The sequence below is a fragment of the Microbacterium sp. EB106-03-03-XG65 genome (assembly GCF_058791955.1).
This window is the reverse complement of the sequence record NZ_JBYTEB010000001.1, coordinates 1,185,593-1,205,854: the sequence shown is the minus strand read 5'-3', so window position 1 is coordinate 1,205,854 and position 20,262 is coordinate 1,185,593. Positions and strand designations below refer to the sequence as shown.

The following is a 20,262-nucleotide window of genomic DNA, read 5'->3' as shown; positions in this document are numbered from 1 at the left end:
TACTGGTATCGATAGACTGCAGGTATGAACCTCGAGCAGCTCCGCGGGTTCGTCGAGGTCGCCCGCCTCGGCCACTTCACCCGCGCCTCCGAGTACCTGCATCTGGCCCAGCCGTCACTGAGTCGTCAGATCTCCACACTCGAGCGCGAGCTGGGCGCCGAGCTGTTCCATCGCGCCCGCGGCCACATCGCCCTCACCTCCGCGGGTGAGGCCCTGCTCCCCCGCGCGCAGCGGATGCTCGCCGAGGCCGAGGCGATCCGTGACGAGATGGGCGAGCTCGCGGGACTCCGTCGGGGCCGCGTCCGGCTCGGTGCACCACCCACGCTCTGCATCAGTCTCGTGGCAGAAGCGATCAGCGACTTCCACGCTGCTCACCCCGGCGTCGACCTGCACCTCGATGAGAGCGGCTCGAGGCTGCTGGTTGATCAGCTCGCGGTCGGGGCCGTCGACATCGCGCTGATCACCGAATCGACGGGGCCCCCTCCTTCGGGATTCAGCCTCACCCGCATGCCTCTGCTCACCGAGGAGCTGGTGGTCGTGTCGGCGGCATCCCAGCCTCCGGTCGCGATCACTCCGGCGATCGGGCTCGAGCATCTCGCCACGCTCCCGCTGATCGCCCTCGACGAGACCTATGAGCTGCGCGCCACCACCGACGCCGCGTTCCGCTCGGCGGGCATCACCCCGAACCACGTCCTCGAGGGCGCGGAGATGGATGCTCTGCTCCGCTTCGTCGAACGCGGAGTCGGTGTCGCGGTCGTTCCTGCGATGGTGCTCTTCGATCAGCCCGCGCTGCGCTCAGTGCGACTCACGCATCCGATGATGCGGCGCACCGTGAGCCTCGCGCACCGCGCGGACGTGACTCCTGCGGTGGCCGTCGCCGCGATGCGCGACGTGATCCTCGCGACCGCCGCAGGATATGCGCAGCGGGACCCCGCGATCACGAGCCTGCTCGACTGATCAGGCTCAGGCGTCTTCGTATTCGTCGGGCGACCACTCCTCGCGCCAGTCGATGATCGGCCGGTCGCCGTCGAATCGGATCGGCAGCCAGACGTAGTCGGCGATCGAGGTGTCGACGTAGGCGAACTCCTCCATCGGCTCATCGCCGTCCTTGCCCGGCGCGAAGTGCTCGATGAACGCCTGACGCGCGCGATCGCCATGGTCCAGATAACGCGGGAGCCAACGGTCGGCTATCGCGATGTAGAGGTCCTTCTTGCCCGGGTGACGGAACACCGAGGAGATTTGCGAGTGGAACGACGTGCGCGACTCGTCTTCGGGCTGCAGGTCGCCGAGAATCTCGAACGGGCCGTGATAGCTGCGTGAGACCGCTGATTCCGAGGGGTTCGGGTAGTACCCGGTGGTCCCGGAGGTCAGCAGATAGTGCAGGCCGCCCCTCTGGAAGTGCGCCGGCGCCTCCCGCACGAACGGCGGCTGCGGCTGCGGGAAGTGCGTCGAGTAGTACCCGGTGACGTCGGTGTAGTCGCTGGTGAGATCGGCGCAGATCATCTCGGAGTGCACGCGCTCGAAGTAGTAGTACCCCTTTCCGTCATGCGGATCCACGACCAGATCGAAGTCGCCGGCGCTCATGTCCAGCGGGCGCAGCCAGGTCCGCTGGATCTCGTACGGCCCGAGGATGCTGTCGGCGGTGAGCACCGTCGAGCGTTGCACCGATCCCTTCGTCATCACCTTCACCCAGCACACGAACTTGCCGGTCTCGGCGTTGAAGATGATGTGCGGGCGATCGAGGCCCTGCGCCGGATGCAGCGGCGAAGACTCGTCATCCTCGACGGGCGGGATGATGACGCCCCGGTCGTCCCAGTTGACGAGATCGGTCGACGAGTAGCACCGCACTCCCCAGTGCCAGATGCCGCTCCCCGGAGTGGAGAACTCCTTGTTCTCGCCGTACCAGTAGTGCACGCCGTCGACCGTGAGGACGGATCCGCCATGCGCATGGATGCGCTCGCCCTTCGTGTCGAGCCATACCTGACCCGGTCGGATGTGCTGCTGGGTCATGCTGCTCCCTCATTCTCGAGGACGGGTTCGGGTCGGCGCCAGCCGAAGAACGGGCGCTCGGGGTCGTCGTCGGCAGACCGGAAAGTGGTGGTGAACGAGTGTCGCCCAGGGCCGACGGGAATCTGCTCCTGAGACCCCGGCAGCACCAGGATGCCCGTGGACGCCGCAGGCACCTCGAGTTCGACGGACAGCTTCTCGCGGTCGCGCTGCCACGAGATCGACGCGACACCGCGGACACTGTCGTACCGGGCACTCGCGTGGTCGAGACCTCCACCGGGCCGCGGCTCGAAGCGGATGCGCTCCCAGCCCGGCGCATCGGCCGCCAGCCCGGCGACCGCGCGGTGGAGGAAATCTGCGACGGCCCCCAGCGCGTAGTGGTTGAACGATGTCATGTCGCCGGGGTTGATCGATCCGTCTGGCAGCATGCTGTCCCACCGCTCCCAGATCGTCGTCGCACCCATGCTGACCGGATACAGCCACGACGGAAGCTCATCCTGGAGCAGCAGGTGATACGCATAGTCCATGCTTCCGGCGCGCACCAGCGCATCGCAGATGATCGGGGTGCCGACGAAACCCGTCGAGATGTGGAACCCGCCCGCTCCGACCAGCTCCTGCAGCCGGGCACCGGCTCGCCGCACCTGATCCTCGTTCTCGAACAGGTCGAAGACGAGCGCGACGGCGATCGAGGTCGGGGTGTCGCTGACCACTCGACCGGTGTCGCTGAGGAACTCGTTCTGGAAGGCACGCGCCGCGCGGTCGGCCACCACGCGGTAGTGCGCGGCATCCGATTCCTCACCGAGCAGCGCCGCCGTGTCAGCAAGGATTCGAGCCGTGCGCACGTGATAGGCCGTCGCCACCAGGTACTTGTCGGTGTGCGACTTGCCGGGGTCCTCAGGCGGTGCCATCGGGTCGAGCCAGTCGCCCAGCTGAAAGCCGGTGTTCCACAGCCCCGAGTGCCCGGTGAGGCCGTCGACGAGGTCGACCCACGCGCGCATGCTCGCATACTGGTCGGCGAGGATGCGCAGGTCACCGTCGTTGCGATACATCTCCCACGGGACGATCACGGCCGCATCGCCCCAGGCCGCGGTCGGGAAGTTCGGGAAACCGCACTCGACCCACGGCACGAAGTTGGGCACGTGCCCCTGATCGGCCTGCTCGAAAGCGAGGTCGCGCAGCCAGCCGGTGAGGGTGCCGTGGGCCGCGAACAGCCGAAGCGCGGTCGGCGCGAAGACCTGGATGTCGCCGGTCCACCCCACCCGCTCGTCGCGCTGCGGGCAGTCGGTGGGCAGATCGACGAAGTTGTCGCGCATGCTCCAGACGACGTTGGAGTGCAGTCGGTCCAGTCCCCCGTTCGAGGACTCGAACCAGCCCGTGCGACGCATGCCCGTGTGGATCACCACGGCCTCGACATCGCCGTCCCGCAGCTCTCCCGGCCAGTTCTCGAGTTCGGCGTACTGGAAGCCGTGGATCGTGAAGCGCGGGGTGTAGATTTCCTCGCCGGTCCCCGCGGCCGTGTACGTGTCGACCGACGTCGCCGCGCGCAGCGGTCTGGTGCCGAGCTCGCCGTTCTCGATCACCTCGGCGTGATGAAGCGTCACGGTGTGCCCGGCATCTCCGCTGACCCTGATGCGCAGGACACCCGAGATGTTCTGGCCGAAGTCGAGACGGATGCGTCCGCTCGGCCGGCGTGTGATCGTGACCGGCCGAAGGGTGTCGGTCTCCTGCACAGGCAGCGCTGTGGGCGGTTCGATCTCCGCAGGGAAATCGGATCGGGGCAATGCGGTGGCCGCAGTCCAGCCCGAGGCGTCGAACCCGGGCGCGGACCAGCCGCGCTGAGCGAGTCGGGCGTCGAACATCTCGCCCTCATACAGCCCGACCGACGTGATCGGCGACGGTGCTGCGCTCCAGTCGAGGGGGACGTGATGCCTCGTGCCGTCGGCCGTGGTGACCTCGAGCTGCAGGAGCAGGGCGACATCCGAGCCGTAGATGTCCCAGACGCCGCCGTCGAACCCGATGTGTCCGCGGTACCAGCCGTCGGCCAGCCAGGCGCCGAGCACGTTCTCACCGCGGCGCAGAGCCGCCGTCACATCGTGCGTCTGATAGCGGAGCCGGTGGCTGTAGCTCGTCCAGCCGGGAGCCAGCAGGTCGTCACCGATGCGCTCTCCGTTGACCTCGAGCTCATACACGCCATGAGCCGTCGAGTACACCCGAGCACGGACGATGCCCTCGGGCAGAGCGCCCTCGGCGACGACGGCCCGCATCAGATATGCCGGACGAGGAGCCCCACGATCCGCTGCGATCGACGGCGACACGAAGTCCATCCGCCAGTCATCGCCGAGACCGGCCTCGATCCTCATCGATTCGCTCCAGGATTCGGCGTCCGAGGCGCGGATACGCAGTTCACCTCCGTCTCGCGGAGCCAGGGGTGCGAACGGCCACGCGATGAGCTGGGTCGTCGTGACCCGCGCGGTCTGCGCATCACCACGGTCGGGGGTGAACTCCAGCTCGAACGCGGATGCCGGGGCATCCGCCACGAAGGAGATCCGTGGCTCGGCCTCTCCGATCCCGAGGGTCTTGCCTCCGCGCCTGTTCTCCAGCCAGATCTCGATGATGTTCGTCATGTCAGCCCTTCACCGATCCTGCGGTCAGGCCCTTCATGACCTGCTGGTTGAGGAACACGTAGATGAGCAGCGTCCCGAGCACGTTGACCGAGATCGCGGCGAAGGTCGGCCCGTACTGCACCGCTCCGTACTCTCCGGTGAAGTTGAGCAGTCCGACCTGGATCGTGCGCAGGTCGCTGCTGTTGGTGAACGTCAGGGCGATGAGCAGGTCGTTCCAGAGGAAGAAGAACTGCACGAGGCCGATCGTGAACAGGGCGTTCTTGACCAGCGGGAGGCCGATCGAGAAGAACGAACGGAAGATGGATGCGCCGTCGAGTGTCGACGCCTCGAAGATCTCCCGAGGCACCGAGCGGAAGAAGGTCGCCATCATGAACACGGTCAACGGCATCCCCAGCGCCACGTAGGTGATGATGAGCGGCCACAGCGTGCCGGTCATGTTCGTGCGGAAGTAGATCGTGAACAGCGGCAGCAGGATCATCTGCGCAGGCACCATGATGCCCGCGAGGAAGAGCAGCAGCACCGTGCCGCGCCCCTTCCAGACCATGACCTCGAGCGCGAAGCCGGCTGCGGTGCCGAAGACCAGGATGATCGCCAGCGACGGGAACACTGCGACGACGCTGTTGACGATGTACTTGCCGAACTCGCCGGTGGTGAACACCTCGATGTAGTTGACGATGTCCCACGACTGCGGCAGAGCCCAGAACGGCTCGTTGAGGAACTCGTTCTGCGTCTTGAACGACCCGAGCAGCATCCACAGGATCGGATAGACCTCGACGATGAGCAGCACGGCGATGAGCAGCCGGATCGGCAGCCGTCGGAAGAAGTCTCTGGCGCCTCGACGGTTCGGATCGACGTCGCGGCGGGTGGGCAGCGGGGTGCCCGTGACGATGGCGGTTGTCGCACTCACTGGTTCAGTCCTTCGTCAGATCGCGGCGGGTGGAGCGGAAGATGAAGACCGTGAACAGCAGGCACAGGATCGTCAGCATGAGGGCGATCGTGCTCCCGTACCCGTAGTCGCCGTAGGCGAACGAGGTGCGGAACATGTACAGGGTCAGCGGCGTGGTCGCGTTGCCGGGTCCGCCGTTGGTCAGCGCCACGACCGTGTCGAAGACCTTCAGCGTGCCGTTGATGCTGAAGATGATCGATGACAGCAGCACGGGCAGCGACAGCGGCAGGACGATCGTGCGGATGAGCTTCCAGCCGGATGCCCCGTCGATGCGCGCCGATTCGATGAGCTCGTCAGGGATGTCGACGAGTCCGGCGTACAGCAGCACGGCATAGAAGCCCATCGACCGCCAGAGGTCCATCGCGATGATCACCCAGAAGGAGGCATCAGGAGTGCCGAACCAGTCGAGGTTCTGCCCGCCGAGGATCCCGAGGAACGAGTTCACCGGTCCGACGGTCGGCGCGGCCTCGAACAGTCGCTGGAACAGCAGCGCGACCGCCACCGTGGGGAGCACCACGGGGAAGAACACGATCGTGCGGATGATCCCCGATCCCTTGCGCAGCCAGAAGACGTACATCAGAGAGAGCAGATAGCCCACGATCACCTGCAGGGCGGTGAGGATGAGCGCGTACTTCAGGGTGAAGAAGATCGCGTCCCAGGCGGCGGGGTCCTGGAAGAACTTGGTGAAGTTGTCGAACCCGTTGAAGGTGAAGCCCGTGATGGGGTTGCCGTCCTGCACCGTGTAGAACAGCGACCACACGATCGGGACGAGCATGACGAGGGAGTAGACGAGCAGCGCGGGTCCGAGCAGGACGAAGATGGCGCGCTTGTCACCGAGGACTTTGTGCATGGTGGATCTCCTGATGCGACGAGGACGGTCTCGGGGCGGGCGGATGCCCGCCCCGAGAGTGGATCAGCCTTCGTCGTTGGCGGCCTGGACGAGCGTCATGAACTCTTCGCCGGAGAGGCTGCCGTTGGCGAGACCTGCACCGTTGTTCTGGCTGATGCCGGTCGCCTTCGGGGTGAAGAGCGCCTCGAACCAGAGCACGCTCGACGGAGCGTTCGCGATCTCGTCCTGCACGGTCTGCGTCGTGGAGGGCAGATCGGCGGGAGGGTTGTCGACCACGAAGCCCGAGACGACACCGCTCTCGTTCAGCGCCGTGTCGCCGTAGCCCTCAGCGATGCACTTCAGCCACGCGGCCGCTTCATCGTCGTAGTTCTTCTCGGCGAACATCACCGGGATGCCGACGTTGGCCGGGATCTGGTCGATGCTGCCCTCGCCGCCCTCGACTGCGGGGAAGCGCGCGAAGCCGACGTTGTCGACCCCGATCTGGTTCTGCTCCTCGTCGTTGAAGTTCGCCAGCGCCCAGCTGCCCATGTAGTAGAAGGCGGCTTTCCCGCTGAGGAACAGGTTCATCGAGGCGTTGTAGTCGATCGAGCCGACGGCGTCACCGAAGTATCCGGCCTTGCCGAGTTCAGCGACCGCGTCTGCGGCGGCGACGTATTCGGGGTCCGTCAGCTTCGCATCGCCGTCCGCGACCTTCTGGAGTGCGTCGGGGCCGAGCGTGCGGAAGATGTAGTCGCCGACGAGGCGGGTGACGGGCCAGCCGTCCTTGCCCGCGGTGGCGAACGGCTGGACGCCGGCGTCCTTGAGCGTGGCTGCGGCATCGACGAGGTCGTCCCACGCCTCGGGCACCTCGATGTCGTTCTTCTCGAGAAGCTCCTTGTTGTACCAGAACCCCTCGATGTTGAATTCGGTCGGCAGCGCGTACAGGGCACCGTCACCATAGAGCGCCTTGACCGTCGATTCAGCCGCGGGCAGCAGCCGGTCGGAGACGCCCAGGTCGTCGAGTGCCTGGGAGAGGTCGAGAACCTTGCCCCCGTCGATGAACTCCGACATGAGCGCGGGGGTGCCGGCAGCCATCTGCATGTCCGACAGACCGTCCTGACTCGCGAGCAGCTGGAGCTGCTGGTCCCACTGCGTGCCCGAGATGTCATCGGACGTCAGCGGCGCCGCGTCGGCCGCAGCCTTGCACTGGTCGCCGGCGAGGGTCTCGAGGGTGCTGATGATCGTGGTGTTCTCGGTCTGGCCGAGATAGGTGAATTCGCCGGAACCGGCGCCGGACTCGGAGCCCGATCCTCCGGAGCCGCCGGAGCAGGCGGAGAGCGCGAGAGCGCCGACGCCGATGAGCGCGATTGCGGGGGCCAGGCGACGGGCGCGCCTCATTGCTGTGGTCACTGTTCCTCCTTGAAGAGCGACGCCTCTTTTGAAGCGCTTCATTCACACCATGCCATAGAAAAAAAGGCATTGTCAAGAGATTTACGCATCACAAATGAAGCGCTTCACGAATAGTGATGCTCTAGAGTTGAAGAGCCAGGTCATGGCGACGATGCCGAGGAGGAAGACGTGACCGACACTCCCCCGCCCGGGCGCTCGAAGCCCAGCATGGCGGACGTCGCCGCTCACGCGGGAGTCGCCCTCGGCACTGTGTCCAACACCCTCAACAATCCCGAGAAGGTGCGAGAGGCGACCCGTCGCAAGGTGCTGTCATCCATCGCCGAGCTCGGATTCGTCCGCAACGATGCTGCGCGCTCTCTCGCCGCGGGAAACAGCACCTCGGTCGGCCTGGTGCTGGCCGACCTCGGCAACTCCTTCTTCGTCGACATCGCGCGCGGCGCCGAGAGAGCGCTGCGGCGCCACAAGATGGACGTGCTGATCGTCAACTCGGACGTCGACCCCGATCGCGAGGTGCACAACCTCGAGCTGCTCGACCGTTCGCGCGTGGCCGGCATCATCCTCGCCCCTCTCGACACGGCGCTCGCGAAGTCGCCGCACCCCGAGAACCGCACCACTCCGACCGTGCTGGTGAACTTCGAGTCCCCGTCTCTCGCGTACCCGGGGGTCACCGTCGACGAGCGCCACGGCGGGGCGCTCGCCGCATCGCACCTGATCGCGCTCGGGCGCCGACGAGTTCTCTTCGTAGGCGGTCCGCGTTTCCTCACGGCCGTCAACCAGCGCTGGGAGGGCGCCGAGCAGGCGACCGCCGCGCACCCCGACGCGCGCATCGAGATCCTCGAGACGCGAGGCGTGAACATCAGGCACGGACGGGATGCCGGACGGCAGATCCTCGCCCGCGGTGCGGGCGCCTACGACGCGATCGTCGCGGCATCCGATCTCGTGGCCATCGGCCTCATCCAGATCCTCAACGAGGTGCCGGGATTCTCGGTACCCGGCGACATCGCCATCACCGGCTACGACAACAACCACTTCGCGTCCGAGAGCGCCATCCCGATCAGCACGGTGAGTCAGCCGGGTGAGGAGATGGGCGCCGTCGCCGCCGACCTGCTGCTCGAGCGCATCGCACACCCGATCGCCCCCTCACGCACGGTGGTCCTCGAGCCTCGCCTGCTTCCCCGCACGTCCACCCTCGGCGAGATGTGGCGCCGGGACTGACCCGCTCACTGCGAAGGACATCTCCCGTATCTCAGGAGGCGATGCCGAATGCACTCCTTCGCTGCGCGAGTTCTCCTTCGCTGCAAGCGCCGGATGCTGTCGCGCACTCCCCCGACATGCAGAAATCCCCGTCGCGTATGCGACGGGGATCTCTTGTGATGTGCGCCCGAAGGGACTCGAACCCCTAACCTTCTGATCCGTAGTCAGATGCTCTATCCATTGAGCTACGGGCGCTCCTGGACCGCTCAGCGGGCCGTGGAACAGCCTATAACAGTCTCTCCGCGAATGCGAATCGACGCCTCACTCGTCGGACTCCTCGTCAGCCTTCGCGTTGCGCTTGGCCTTCGCACGCTGACGCGATGACAGCGCCTGCAGATCGACGAGCCTCAGAGCCTGCATCCGAGCCTCGCGCATGCGGTCGTAGTCGGGATCCTGGTCGGGGCGCATGCCCTCGACGCGAAGGCGGCGATCGAGGTTGTGCCGCACGTCCGCCCAGGCGCCCGTCCGAGCCTCCTCGACGATCCTGCGCAGCGCCGCGTCGTCGTCCATCATCTCGCGCAGCTTCGTGGCGACGCCGTGCGACTGCTTGGCGCGCCGCCGGAGGTTGCGCACGTCGCGATCGCGATAGTCGTGCGTGCCCGACGGGTCCGAGTGGCGCCCTCGCGCCCGCTTGCGCAGCGCGACGAGGTTGCGCTCGACCTCTTCCGACTCCTCGGCCATCGCTCGCAGCGCCTCACGGGCATCGGCGATGTACTTGTCCGTGTCGAAGATGCCGTTCTCGGCGATCGTGCCGATCAGGATGTGATTCTTCACGGCGAGGCGCGCGGCAGCGGTCGCGATCGCGACGCCTTCCGCGATGGCATCCGCAGTTCGTCCCACCGCAACCTCCTTGATTCGAGCGTACCCGTTCCGCTCCCGGATGCTGCGGGTCACCCGACGGAGCCGACCCAGATTCCCGACGCCCACTGCTGCTGATCGGCGTCGCAGCCGACCGCTCCCGGGAAACCGCGCACGACGGCCATGCAGTTCGCGAGGAACTCGGGGTCGCCGCCGAACATCGATCCGTAAGCGCCCGATGAGGTCAGCGCACCCCACACGCGGAACTGGTAGATGTGCGCCAGCTCGTGCGCCATCGCCCACTGGAGACGGTCTGCGCTCCACTCCGTGATGTCGGCGCGGTACTTGATGTACCCGTCGCTGTTGGCGCACGCAGGGGCGGTTCCACCGGCGCAGGACGCGGATTCGTACAGCCCCACGCCCTGCCCGCCCACGCGATCGAGCGCGGCCCGCACGCGGGCGTACCCGTCGGGACCGCTCGATGACCAGGCCGGGCCGGGAGCACTCGCGTACTGCGATGCCTGCCAGGTGGCGATCTCTTCGCCGAGCCGGTCGGTCAGGGCGTCGACGGTGGCAGTCGCCGCCGAGACGGTCGCGGGGTCCCGCCGTTCGGCCAGCACCACCTGCTGCGCCGAGAGCACGGCCGCCCGATGCGCCGACGTGTCGAGTTTGCCGTCCGCGCCCGCGGCCGCAGCATCGAACGCCGCGATCTCGGCGAGAAAGGCGGGTCGCACCTCGAGAACCGCCGCACGCTCGGCGGTCTCCCTCTCGGCGATCGAGATCGACCCCTCGAGGTGGTCCGTGCGCATGAGAGTCTCGCCGGTGGCCTGCGTCAGCGCCCGGAGTTCGGCGATCACCGCCGCGCGCTCGGAGTCCAGAGCGGCCGCACGACTCACGGCGCCTCCCGCGAGGAGCAGGGCAGCGACCACCGCGACCGACACGATCCGTCGGATCACGCAGCGCACCTCACTGCAGGAACCCGGTCTCGTCCGACAGCTGAGCGTCCTGCTCAGAGATACGAGAGCGCAGATCCGTGAGTGTCCCCGCGAGCACGAGGTTCACCTCTCGAGCGGCATCGAGGTTCTCTCTGGCTTCGACGACCGCAGCACGCGCGTCATCGAGAGCGTCGACCCGCTGCTGGTCTGCGACCGCGACGAGCACCGCTCCGCCGATGACCAGCAGCCCCCCGAAGAACACAGCGACACCACGCATATCGCTCCCCAGATGAAGACGTACGTCCGGAACGATTCCGTAGGGTCAATATAGCTGCGCAGACGGGAGTCTGCTACCCGACGACGGTCTACTCGATCCCGGCGATCCCCGGCCTTCGCGGTCGCGTCAGTATCCGGCGAGACGACTCTGCGCCGCCGCCTGCCCGCTCGCGAGGTGACGAGGGATCAGCACGCGCAGGGTGTCCTCGTCGCGAGCGGCCACCGCCTCGAGGATCACCCGATGCTCGTCGGCCATCGCGGGAAGGTCGTCGTGCTGTCCGAAGAGCCATCTCAACCGGGTGACGAAGACGCCGATCAGCTCGCTCAGCATCTCGTTGCCCGCGAGGTCGGCCGCGATCTCGTGGAACTCCGCCGCGGCGATGCGCGCGCCATCGAAATCTCCGGCGCGTGCTGCGACGAGTTCCCGCTCATATGCGGATCGCAACAGCGCGAGCCCCTCCTCGGAGTGCCGTTGCGCGGCGAAGACGAAGATGAGAGTCTCGATCGCCTCGCGGACCTCGCCGAAGTTCTGGAGGTCGCGGGGAGTGAACTCCCGGACGACGGCCCAGGTGCGGGGTCGCGCGATCACGATCCCTTCGCCGACGAGGGCCCTGATCGCCTCGCGCACGGGAAGCCGTGACACGTCGAGCTCGGCGGCGATGTCGCGTTCCACCAGACGCGATCCCGGGGCCCGACGCCCGAGGATGATGTCGTCGCGCAGAATGCGCGTCACCCGCACCGACTCGAGTTCGCCGGCAGCCCCCACATCCGCCATACCGGGATTCTCTCACCCGGGCAGAGGCGGGACAAGTTTGGTATCCCGCCTCTGCACCAGGCCGACGTGTCAGGGCAGACGGTTCGCGATCGCGAGGTTCGCCTCGAGCTCCGCGGCGTTCTGACGCACCACGTATGCGGGGCGATCGCGCTCGACCCGCCACGACTCGCTCAGCGGCCCGACGTTGACGGTGTCGAAGCCGGCCTCGTCGTAGAAACGCGTGACGAACTCGACCGCCTCGGCGTCATCGCCCGCGGTGGCGAGGGCGCGACGGTTCGGTGTTCCCGCCGGCGCACCGTCGGTCGTGATGTCGGCCGCGAAGATGTGGTTGAAGGCCTTGGCGATGCGCGAGGTGGGGAGCTGCTTCTGCAGCAGCTCGGACGTCGTCGTCTCGCCCTTGTCCAGAGCCTCGATGTGACCGTCGCGCTCGAAGTAGTAGTTGTTCGTGTCGAGCACGATCTTGCCCGCGAGCTGCTCGACGGGCAGCTCGTCGATCTTGCCGAGCGGCACCGTGACCACCACGGCGTCGCCGGCCTCCGCCGCCTCGACCGCCGTCGCCGCCGTGGCCCGCGGACCCAGCTCAGCGACCAGATCGGTGAGTGTCTCCGGCCCGCGAGAGTTCGCGATCACGACGTCATAGCCGTTCTTCACCGCGACGCGCGCGACCTGGCTGCCGATGTGTCCTGCTCCGATGATTCCGAGAGTTGTCATATCGAGGCCAACATCACCGCCGCACGACTATTCCCGCCGACGGCGCGTCACCGCGACGCGACGTCGAGCACGAAGCGCTCCTCGACACGTCGATACCCGAGCCCTTCGTAGAGCCGGATCGCGCCGTCGTTGAACCCGAACACGTGCAGGCCGATCGACTCCGCGCCGAGCCTGCGCGCCTCATGCTCGGTCGCGAGCATCATGGCGCGTCCGTATCCTCGGCGTCGATGCTCGGCCCCCACCTCGATATCGAGGATGAACACATGCCGACGGCCGTCGCGCTCACGGAGCCCGATCCAGAGGACTCCGACCTCGGCGTCGTCGACGTGTGCGGTGAACAACTCCTGCCCCGGGGAATCGAGGCCGTCGGGCAGCTCGAGCGCCATCTGCCGGCGCGACTCCGCGCGCGCCTCCTGCGGCGCGTAGCGGCCCGACGCGACGAGGTCATCGGCGAAGGCCGCCTCGGATGCTGCGGCGAACGCCACGAACCGCTCCTGCGTCATGGACTTCAGCTCGACCGCGGCGACGGTCGAATCCCGCGCCGGCAGAGGCTCGAGCAGCATCCGGATCGACGCGCAGTCGAAGCCCCGGCCGTCGACGAACGCATGGCCGGCGGTGTCCGACGAGTACAGCGACGCCCGCAGGCGCTCGATGCCGTGTGTGCGAGCCATCGTCGCGATCGCATCGAACAGGTCGTCCCGCACCCGCTGCTCGAGCGCGTCGACGAGAGCCAGATCCACGAGATGCAGGATGTCTCCGGCCGCCATCATCCAGAGCGTGCCGATCTCATGACCGCCGTCGTCGAGGCGAACGATGCTCGACGTCTCGGTGGCACGCCCCTCGGGGAGCAGCTGGTCGAGGAACGCATCGGCGTCGGCGACCGCATCGGCGCCCAGCAGGATTCCCGACTCCTGCCGCAACCGGATGAGACGCGTCCTGGTCGCGTCGCGCCATTCGTCGAAGCGGTCGTCATCGAGAGGGATCAGCTGCACGGACATGCTCCCATCCTGCACCGCAGCGTCGGCGTGCGCCGAGCGGCCCCCGCCTCAGGACTTCTGCAGCGCGTCTTCCACCGCGACCCAGGCGAGCATCGCGCACTTGACGCGTGCCACATAGCGCGAGACGCCGCCGAGTGCTGCGACATCGCCGAGCAGCTCCTCGTCGGGTTCGATCTTGCCCCTCGACCGCATCGCCTCACGGAAGGCGGCGATGCGGATCTCGAGCTCATCGACGGTGAGGCCTTCGGCGAGCTCGGCGAGAAGAGACGCCGACGCCTGCGAGATGGCGCAGCCGTGCCCCTCCCATGCGAGAGCCTCGATCGAGCCGTCATCGTGGCGATGCACCTGCACCGTCACCTCGTCACCGCAGGTCGGGTTCACCTGATGCGACTGCGCGGCGATCTCGCCGCGCAGTCCGTATGCGTGCGGTGTGCGGGAGTGGTCGAGGATCAGTTCCTGATACAGGCCCTGCAGGTCGCTCATGCGCCCCTCCGGAAGAAGTCGATGGCCCGGGAGACGCCGTCGATCACGGCATCCACCTCGGCTCGGGTGGTGTAGAGATAGGTGCTCGCGCGGGTGGACGAGATGATCCCGAGTCTGCGATGCAGCGGCTGCGCGCAGTGATGGCCGACGCGCACGGCGATGCCGCGGTCGTCGAGGAACTGGCCGACATCGTGGGAGTGGATGCCCTCGACGTCGAAGCTCGCGAGGCCCACACGCGGAAGCGCGATGCCCGAGCCGAGCACGCGCACACCCTCGATCGCGGTCAGCCCATCGACGAGGTGTCGACCGAGCTCGGCCTCGTGCGCGGCGATGCGCGGCATCCCCACGTCGGAGAGGTAGTCGATCGCCGCGGCGAGCGCGACGGCCTGCGACACCCGCTGGGTGCCGGCTTCGAAGCGCTGCGGCGGCGGCAGGTACTCGGCTGCGGTCGTGGTCACGGTCGTGATCATCGAGCCGCCCGTGAGGAAGGGGGGCAGCGCTTCGAGCAGTTCTCGACGGCCGTAGAGGGCGCCGATACCCGTGGGCCCGAGCATCTTGTGTCCCGAGATCACCGCGAAGTCGACGTCGAGCGCCCGCACGTCGAGCGGCAGGTGAGGTGCCGACTGACACGCGTCGAGCACGACGAGCGCTCCGACCGCGCGGGCTGCCGCGACCAGCTGATCGACGGGGTTGATGACGCCCAGCACGTTGGACACATGAGTGAACGCCACGAGCTTCGTGCGTTCGCCGATGATCTCGGCGGCGGCATCGAGCCGCAGCGCGCCGTCATCGTCGACCGGGATCACCTTCAGCGACGCACCGGTGCGGGCGGCGAGCTCCTGCCACGGGATGAGATTCGCGTGGTGCTCCATCTCGGTCGTGACGATCTCGTCGCCCTCCCGCAGACGGAACCGCTCGGCGGCTGCTCCCCCACGGCCGAGTGACGCGTTGGAGATCGAGTAGGCGATCAGGTTGAGCGCCTCGGTCGCGTTCGACGTCCACACGACCTCCCCCTCGTCGGCGCCGATGAAGCGAGCCACAGACGCCCTGGCGTCCTCGAACACCTCGGTGGCCTCGGCCGCGAGAGTGTGGGCGCCACGGTGCACGGCGGCATTGAGGGTGGTCGCGAACTCTCGTTCCGCATCGAGCACGGCGAGGGGGCGCTGCGAGGTCGCGCCCGAGTCGAGATATGCGAGCGGATGGCCGTGCACCTCGGAGCGCAGAATCGGGAAGTCCTCGCGGAGTCGGAGCACCTCGGCCTCCGTCAGCGGACGGCCGCTCGGCGCGGCGATGACATCTGCTTCGGGCGAAGTACTCATCCTTCTAGCTTCTCATCTGCCGCGAGCGGCCGGGTCGCCCCTGCTCTCGACGGTCACGGACGAACGAGGACGCGCTCGACGACTTCCGGTCCGAGATCTCCGGAGGCCGGGTCCACGTAGCGCAGCGTGATGCGGTGCAGACCGGGGCGCAGGTCGAGAACGTCCTCGATGTGCATCCCGTCGACGAGCACTGCCGCAGGGAGCTGATCCCCGTCGACGGCCATGAGGATCGACGCGCCGGATATTCCGTGCACAGCCAGCTGCACATCGTCGCTCGCGCCGTCCAGATCGATGTCGGTGCGATGCACGACGCGTTCCGACCCTGCACCCAGCACCGTGGGCACCTCGAACACGATCGGTCCCAGCGAGTCGCTCACGGTCTGCGTGCCGGTGATCCGCGAGGTGTGCCTCACCGTGATCATGAGCCCCTGATGAAGCATCGAGGGGTCGATCGTCGCGGTGAAGGTTCCGTCGTCAGCGACGACGGTCGAGCCGATCACGCCGCCGCTCTCGTCGAGGATCTCGATCTCACCGCCAGGGGTTCCGGTGCCGGTGACGTCAGGCGCGACGGTCGCCGGCTGCGGCAGCACCCACGAGACCGTCAGCGGACGGTCGGCGGGTTCGACCACCGGAGGCACCGTCGGCTCCACGACCGGAGGCGCACTCGGCTCCACCGGAGGCACACTCGGCTCCACGGGAGGCACAGTCGGCTCCACGGGAGGCACACTCGGCTCCACGACCGGGGGCACAGTCGGCTCGACGACCGGGGGCACAGGCGTTGCCCGAGGCGCTGCGGGCCGTTCCTCCTGCGGCGCGCTCGAAGGGGCCGTCGGCCCCGACGGAGCTGTCGGGCGCGGCGCCATCGTCTCGTTCGACGGCGAGTCGATCGGCCCGGCCGAGTCTTCGGGGACCGACGGCTCGGCGTCGTCGGACTCGTGGTCGGGGACGGCCTCCGATCTCGTCTGCGGCGACGGTGGCACGATGAGCGGCGTCGGGGTCTCGGCGGCGCCATCGCTCGGATCCGCGATCGCAGCCGGCGAATCGACGATGACCGAAGCCGGTGCCGACGCGACGGACTCCGAGGGGACACCGGGAAAGAGCTGACCTGCGAACGCGACCGTCCCGGTTCCGACGACGAGGATGGCGCCCGCGGCGACGAAGAGGGGCGCAAGGTGCCTGGGTATCCCCACCGACGCGGATGCCGGTGTCGGCAGGCCCACCGAGTACGCCGCAGCCGCCGGCCCTCCGATGATCAGCGGAAGCAGCACGGCGCGCAGCTTCGACGACGCTTCGGTGATCTCGATGCTCGCGATGGTGCACCGGCGACACTGTTCGAGGTGCGCGTCGAAGCGCGCCCTGTCTGCCCGGCCGACGTGACGCCGTCTCCCCTGCGCGACGATCCGCTCGCACGCCCAGCGGCACTCGGCATCACGCTCGGGCTCAGCGATGTGCGCCTGCAACCAGGCCGTCTTGAAACCCTCGCGTGCGCGAGCAGCCAACACGGACACCGCGTTGGGACTGAGCCCCATGAGCGGCGCGATCTCGCGCGGCTTCATCCCCTCGACCTCGAGGTACCACAGCAGAGTGCGCCAGCGCTCGGGCAGATCCTTGAACGCGGTGGTCAGCAGCGCCCTGTCCGACAGAGTGTCGAGCGAGTCCTCGCCACCGTCGACCGGAAGCTCGTCGATGTACTCGAGTGCGATGTCCTTCTGGCGTCCGCCCCAGGTCGCCGCCGCGCTGCGCACGGCGGCGAAGAGATAGGGACGGAAGGCGTCGGTCGGCCCGCCGCCGTTCTTGATCGCGCTGAACGTCTTCGCGAAGGCCTCGCTGACGAGGTCCTCCGGGTCGATCGAGCTCGTGATCGCCCGCGCGGCACGCAGAGCCGCCGGCGAATGCCGATCCCAGAGCACGCCGTAGGCGTTGCTGTCGCCCGCACGCGTCGCCGCGACCAGGTCGTTGTCGCTGAGATCGGCGTCGACGTGCCACGACGACCGCGTGAGCGCGGCACTCACGATGCCACCTCGATGCCGTCGCGCAGGTCGTGCGATGCGCACATCGATTCGGGGAGGGCCTCCACGCGAGATGCGCCGAGGAAGCCCATGACCGTCAACAGCTCATCGTGCAGCAGCTCGAACGCGCGTTCGGCACCTCGCTGCCCTCCCGCTGCCAGTCCGAGCGCGAACGGTCGTCCGGCCGCAGTCGCGTCGGCCCCGAGCGACAGCGCTTTGGCGATGTCGCTCCCGCGGCGGATGCCGCCGTCCATGATCACGGCGGCGCGGCCGTCGATCGCGTCGACGACCGAGGGAAGAGCCTCGATCGTGGCGATCTGTCCGTCGAACTGCCGCCCCCCGTGGTTCGAGACGAAGATGCCGTCCACCCCGTGATCGATCGCGAGCCGTGCATCCGCCTGGGTCATCACGCCCTTCACGACGAGATTCCCCTTCCACCGGCTGCGCAGACGCGCGATGTCGTCCCAGCTCGCCGACGGGTTCGAGTTCCGTTCCATCCACCCATCCATCTCGCGCATGCGGATGGCCCGACCGTCGATGCGATACGACCCCCACGTCATGCGACGGCCGAGCAACCACCGCAGAACCCATCCCGGGTGACAGACGGTGTCGATGACGTCGCGCAGCGGCGGCCTCGGGGGCATCCCGGAGCCGTGCCGCAGATCGCGGTCCCGCTTGCTCGAGACGGCGACGTCTCCCGCCACGACGAGGGTGTCGATGTGCAGGGCCTCGGCGCGGTCGATGTGGCGCTCGGTCTCGGACGCATCGTTCCAGAACGCGATCTGCGACCAGACGCGCCCGGGGGCCGCATCGGCCACTTCTTCGAGCGAGCAGCCGGACCACGGGCTGTGCACGAAGACACTTCCCGCGATCGCGGCTGCCCGCGCGATGGCCACGTCGGCGTCGGGGTGGCATACCGTCAGAAGACCCATCGGGGAGACGACCAGGGGAAGGTCGAGTCGGGTTCCGAGGATGCTCGCCGTCGCGTGGCGCTGCGAGGTGTCGACGAGAACCCGCTGGGGGAGCAGCTGGGCCTCGAGCGCCTCGCGGTTTCGGCGCAGGGTGAGCTCGTCCAGAGCTCCTCCTTCGATGAAGTCGTACACCATGGCCGGCAGCCGCCGCTTGGCGCGACGCCTGAGGTCATCGATGCTGTGGATGTCGCGCATGGCGCACTCTCCTGTGTGGGTGTGGGGACTCACGGCAGGATCCTGGAGAGGAACGCCTGCGTGCGATCGTGCTGGGGGCGGGTGAGGATCTCTTCGGGCGAGCCGCTCTCGACGACCACGCCGCCGGCCATGAACACGACCTGATCGCTGACCTCTCGCGCGAAGCCGAGCTCGTGAGTGACGACCATCATGGTCATCCCCTCGACGGCGAGGCCCCGCATGACCGAGAGCACCTCGCCCACGAGTTCAGGGTCGAGAGCCGAGGTCGGCTCGTCGAACAGCATGAGCTTCGGCTTCATCGCCAGAGCCCTCGCGATCGCGATGCGTTGCTGCTGGCCGCCGGACAGCTCCTGCGGGTACGCGAGGGCCTTGTCAGCCAGTCCGACGCGATCCAGAAGCACCATGGCCTCGTCGATCGCATCGAACCGCGGGCGCCCGAGCACCTGGGTGGGCCCCTCGATCACGTTCTCGACCACCGTGCGGTGCGGGAAGAGATTGAACCGCTGGAACACCATGCCGGTGTGTCGCCGCGTACGGGCGATCGCCGATTCCCTGGCCTCGATCAGCCGGCCGCGGTGGCGGGTCGCCCCGACCAGTTCGCCATCGACGAGGATGATGCCCGCGTCGACCGTCTCGAGGCGGTTCACGCAGCGCAGAAGCGTGGTCTTGCCCGATCCGCTCGGACCGATCAGGCAGGTCACCGACCCCGTCGGCACCGCCAGCGACACGTCGGTCAGCACGGGGGTGTTGCCGAACGACTTCCGCACTCCGCGGATCTCGACCATGTTCGCGGTCATGCGACGCGCTCCTTCGCCTTCGTGAGGCGCACCTTCCGCCGCGGACCGAACCCGCGCCCGTATCGCTCCTCGAGGCGCGACTGCACGACGCTGAGCACGGTCGTCAGCACCAGATACCAGATGCAGGCCACGAGCAGCAGGGGGATCACCTCGTAGTTGAGGGAGTAGATCGACTGCACCGCGTACAGCAGGTCGGAGATCGCCAGCACGCTCACGAGCGACGTGCCCTTGAGCATGGATATGACCTGGTTGCCGGTGGGTGGGATCACGACGCGCATCGCCTGCGGCAGGATCACTCGGCGCAAGAGCTTCGATCGGGTCATGCCCAGCGCCCGCCCTGCGTCGAGCTGCCCTTCATCGACCGACGAGATGCCGCTGCGGATGATCTCGGCCATGTACGCGGCCTCATTCAGCGAGAGCCCGAGAAGCGCCGCTCCCAGCGGGGTGATGAGCACATTCGCCGACCCCAGCACGATGCTCGGTCCCCCGAAGGGCAGGCCGAGCGCGATGACGGGATACAGGGCCGCGATGTTGTACCAGAAGATCAGCTGCACGAGCAGCGGGGTGCCACGGAAGAACCAGACGTACACACCGCTCACGCCTGCGAACACGGGGTTCCCCGACACGCGCATGATGGCCAGGACGACACCGAGCGCGATTCCCGCCGTCATCGAGACGACGGTCAGCACGAGGGTGAGCAGCATTCCCTGCAGCACCTGGGGATCGAACATGTACGCGGCCACGACGGGCCAGCCGAAACGCGGATTCGTGGCGACATCGGCGAGGAAGAGGGCGACGGCGACGCCGAGGAGCACTCCCCCGGCCAGGATGCCGACCTGACGGCGTTTGTGGACCTCGAGAGAGGTGAGCGTCTGCTGGAGCCCGGTACCGGGGCCCGCGGTCGTCGTCGAGTTCTCCATGACTG

Annotated in this window: 19 protein-coding genes and 1 tRNA gene; 2 read left to right on the top strand and 18 right to left on the bottom strand. The window is 67.7% G+C overall.

Translation table 11 applies throughout. The features are described 5' to 3' along the window. Positions 1-24: 24 nt before the first annotated feature. Positions 25-957, top strand: coding sequence for a LysR family transcriptional regulator (locus AC3WS6_RS05635; protein WP_492500083.1), 933 nt, complete (start codon positions 25-27; stop codon positions 955-957). A gap of 6 nt (positions 958-963) precedes the next feature. Here AC3WS6_RS05635 and AC3WS6_RS05630 read toward each other — a convergent pair whose 3' ends face one another. The 5 genes from AC3WS6_RS05630 to AC3WS6_RS05610 form a co-directional block, all read right to left on the bottom strand. Further along, on the bottom strand, positions 964-2,010 hold the full coding sequence (locus tag AC3WS6_RS05630; protein ID WP_492500082.1) for a family 43 glycosylhydrolase: 1,047 nt from the start codon (positions 2,008-2,010) through the stop codon (positions 964-966). Continuing rightward, complete coding sequence (locus AC3WS6_RS05625) at positions 2,007-4,631, bottom strand: family 78 glycoside hydrolase catalytic domain (protein WP_492500081.1); 2,625 nt, start codon at positions 4,629-4,631, stop codon at positions 2,007-2,009. The genes AC3WS6_RS05630 and AC3WS6_RS05625 overlap by 4 nt, the downstream gene beginning before the upstream one ends. 1 nt (position 4,632) lies before the next feature. Then, positions 4,633-5,538, bottom strand: coding sequence for a carbohydrate ABC transporter permease (locus AC3WS6_RS05620; protein WP_492500080.1), 906 nt, complete (start codon positions 5,536-5,538; stop codon positions 4,633-4,635). Positions 5,539-5,542: 4 nt separating this feature from the next. Beyond that, on the bottom strand, positions 5,543-6,427 hold the full coding sequence (locus AC3WS6_RS05615) for a carbohydrate ABC transporter permease (protein WP_053098799.1): 885 nt from the start codon (positions 6,425-6,427) through the stop codon (positions 5,543-5,545). A 63-nt stretch (positions 6,428-6,490) separates the two neighbouring features. Continuing rightward, positions 6,491-7,816, bottom strand: coding sequence for an ABC transporter substrate-binding protein (locus AC3WS6_RS05610; RefSeq protein ID WP_492500079.1), 1,326 nt, complete (start codon positions 7,814-7,816; stop codon positions 6,491-6,493). 168 nt (positions 7,817-7,984) lie between these two features. On the opposite strand from AC3WS6_RS05610, the gene AC3WS6_RS05605 reads away from it, so the two are divergent. After that, a complete protein-coding gene (locus AC3WS6_RS05605) occupies positions 7,985-9,031 on the top strand; it encodes a LacI family DNA-binding transcriptional regulator (protein ID WP_492500078.1) in 1,047 nt (348 codons plus the stop codon). 161 nt (positions 9,032-9,192) lie between these two features. Here AC3WS6_RS05605 and AC3WS6_RS05600 read toward each other — a convergent pair. The 13 genes from AC3WS6_RS05600 to AC3WS6_RS05540 form a co-directional block, all read right to left on the bottom strand. Beyond that, positions 9,193-9,265, bottom strand: a tRNA-Arg gene (locus AC3WS6_RS05600). 66 nt (positions 9,266-9,331) lie between these two features. After that, positions 9,332-9,910, bottom strand: coding sequence for an asparagine synthase (locus tag AC3WS6_RS05595; protein ID WP_492500077.1), 579 nt, complete (start codon positions 9,908-9,910; stop codon positions 9,332-9,334). Positions 9,911-9,960: 50 nt separating this feature from the next. After that, positions 9,961-10,824 carry a hypothetical protein gene (locus tag AC3WS6_RS05590; protein ID WP_492500076.1) on the bottom strand — a complete coding sequence of 288 codons (864 nt, stop codon included), beginning with the start codon at positions 10,822-10,824 and terminating at the stop codon, positions 9,961-9,963. Positions 10,825-10,834: 10 nt separating this feature from the next. Then, positions 10,835-11,080, bottom strand: coding sequence for a hypothetical protein (locus AC3WS6_RS05585; RefSeq protein ID WP_492500075.1), 246 nt, complete (start codon positions 11,078-11,080; stop codon positions 10,835-10,837). A 126-nt stretch (positions 11,081-11,206) separates the two neighbouring features. Next, entirely contained in the window at positions 11,207-11,854 is a 648-nt protein-coding gene (locus AC3WS6_RS05580) for a GntR family transcriptional regulator (RefSeq protein WP_492500074.1), read from the bottom strand. A gap of 69 nt (positions 11,855-11,923) precedes the next feature. Beyond that, complete coding sequence (locus tag AC3WS6_RS05575) at positions 11,924-12,565, bottom strand: NADPH-dependent F420 reductase (protein WP_492500073.1); 642 nt, start codon at positions 12,563-12,565, stop codon at positions 11,924-11,926. Between the two features lie 47 nt (positions 12,566-12,612). Further along, positions 12,613-13,563 carry a GNAT family N-acetyltransferase gene (locus tag AC3WS6_RS05570; RefSeq protein ID WP_492500072.1) on the bottom strand — a complete coding sequence of 317 codons (951 nt, stop codon included), beginning with the start codon at positions 13,561-13,563 and terminating at the stop codon, positions 12,613-12,615. A 48-nt stretch (positions 13,564-13,611) separates the two neighbouring features. Next, on the bottom strand, positions 13,612-14,046 hold the full coding sequence (gene sufU / locus AC3WS6_RS05565; RefSeq protein ID WP_492500071.1) for a Fe-S cluster assembly sulfur transfer protein SufU: 435 nt from the start codon (positions 14,044-14,046) through the stop codon (positions 13,612-13,614). Beyond that, positions 14,043-15,365, bottom strand: a complete 1,323-nt coding sequence (locus AC3WS6_RS05560; protein ID WP_492500070.1) for an aminotransferase class V-fold PLP-dependent enzyme — start codon at positions 15,363-15,365, stop codon at positions 14,043-14,045. Before AC3WS6_RS05560 ends, sufU begins: the two co-directional genes overlap by 4 nt. Positions 15,366-15,418: 53 nt before the next feature. Then, a complete protein-coding gene (locus AC3WS6_RS05555; protein WP_492500069.1) occupies positions 15,419-17,377 on the bottom strand; it encodes a sigma-70 family RNA polymerase sigma factor in 1,959 nt (652 codons plus the stop codon). Further along, entirely contained in the window at positions 17,374-18,540 is a 1,167-nt protein-coding gene (locus AC3WS6_RS05550; protein ID WP_492500068.1) for an alpha-hydroxy acid oxidase, read from the bottom strand. Before AC3WS6_RS05550 ends, AC3WS6_RS05555 begins: the two co-directional genes overlap by 4 nt. A 29-nt stretch (positions 18,541-18,569) precedes the next feature. Next, on the bottom strand, positions 18,570-19,337 hold the full coding sequence (locus AC3WS6_RS05545) for an amino acid ABC transporter ATP-binding protein (protein WP_492500067.1): 768 nt from the start codon (positions 19,335-19,337) through the stop codon (positions 18,570-18,572). Beyond that, a complete protein-coding gene (locus AC3WS6_RS05540) occupies positions 19,334-20,257 on the bottom strand; it encodes an amino acid ABC transporter permease (RefSeq protein WP_492500066.1) in 924 nt (307 codons plus the stop codon). Before AC3WS6_RS05540 ends, AC3WS6_RS05545 begins: the two co-directional genes overlap by 4 nt. Positions 20,258-20,262 lie beyond the last annotated feature (5 nt).

What these genes read in the sequence shown, in the direction of transcription:
- AC3WS6_RS05635 (WP_492500083.1), top strand. Translation starts at nt 25, where the DNA reads ATGAACCTCGAGCAGCTCCGCGGGTTCGTCGAGGTCGCCCGCCTCGGC.
- AC3WS6_RS05630 (WP_492500082.1), bottom strand. Translation starts at nt 2,010, where the DNA reads ATGACCCAGCAGCACATCCGACCGGGTCAGGTATGGCTCGACACGAAG.
- AC3WS6_RS05625 (WP_492500081.1), bottom strand. Translation starts at nt 4,631, where the DNA reads ATGACGAACATCATCGAGATCTGGCTGGAGAACAGGCGCGGAGGCAAG.
- AC3WS6_RS05615 (WP_053098799.1), bottom strand. Translation starts at nt 6,427, where the DNA reads ATGCACAAAGTCCTCGGTGACAAGCGCGCCATCTTCGTCCTGCTCGGA.
- AC3WS6_RS05585 (WP_492500075.1), bottom strand. Translation starts at nt 11,080, where the DNA reads ATGCGTGGTGTCGCTGTGTTCTTCGGGGGGCTGCTGGTCATCGGCGGA.
- AC3WS6_RS05580 (WP_492500074.1), bottom strand. Translation starts at nt 11,854, where the DNA reads ATGGCGGATGTGGGGGCTGCCGGCGAACTCGAGTCGGTGCGGGTGACG.
- AC3WS6_RS05575 (WP_492500073.1), bottom strand. Translation starts at nt 12,565, where the DNA reads ATGACAACTCTCGGAATCATCGGAGCAGGACACATCGGCAGCCAGGTC.
- AC3WS6_RS05570 (WP_492500072.1), bottom strand. Translation starts at nt 13,563, where the DNA reads ATGTCCGTGCAGCTGATCCCTCTCGATGACGACCGCTTCGACGAATGG.
- sufU (WP_492500071.1), bottom strand. Translation starts at nt 14,046, where the DNA reads ATGAGCGACCTGCAGGGCCTGTATCAGGAACTGATCCTCGACCACTCC.
- AC3WS6_RS05560 (WP_492500070.1), bottom strand. Translation starts at nt 15,365, where the DNA reads ATGAGTACTTCGCCCGAAGCAGATGTCATCGCCGCGCCGAGCGGCCGT.
- AC3WS6_RS05550 (WP_492500068.1), bottom strand. Translation starts at nt 18,540, where the DNA reads ATGCGCGACATCCACAGCATCGATGACCTCAGGCGTCGCGCCAAGCGG.
- AC3WS6_RS05545 (WP_492500067.1), bottom strand. Translation starts at nt 19,337, where the DNA reads ATGACCGCGAACATGGTCGAGATCCGCGGAGTGCGGAAGTCGTTCGGC.
- AC3WS6_RS05540 (WP_492500066.1), bottom strand. Translation starts at nt 20,257, where the DNA reads ATGGAGAACTCGACGACGACCGCGGGCCCCGGTACCGGGCTCCAGCAG.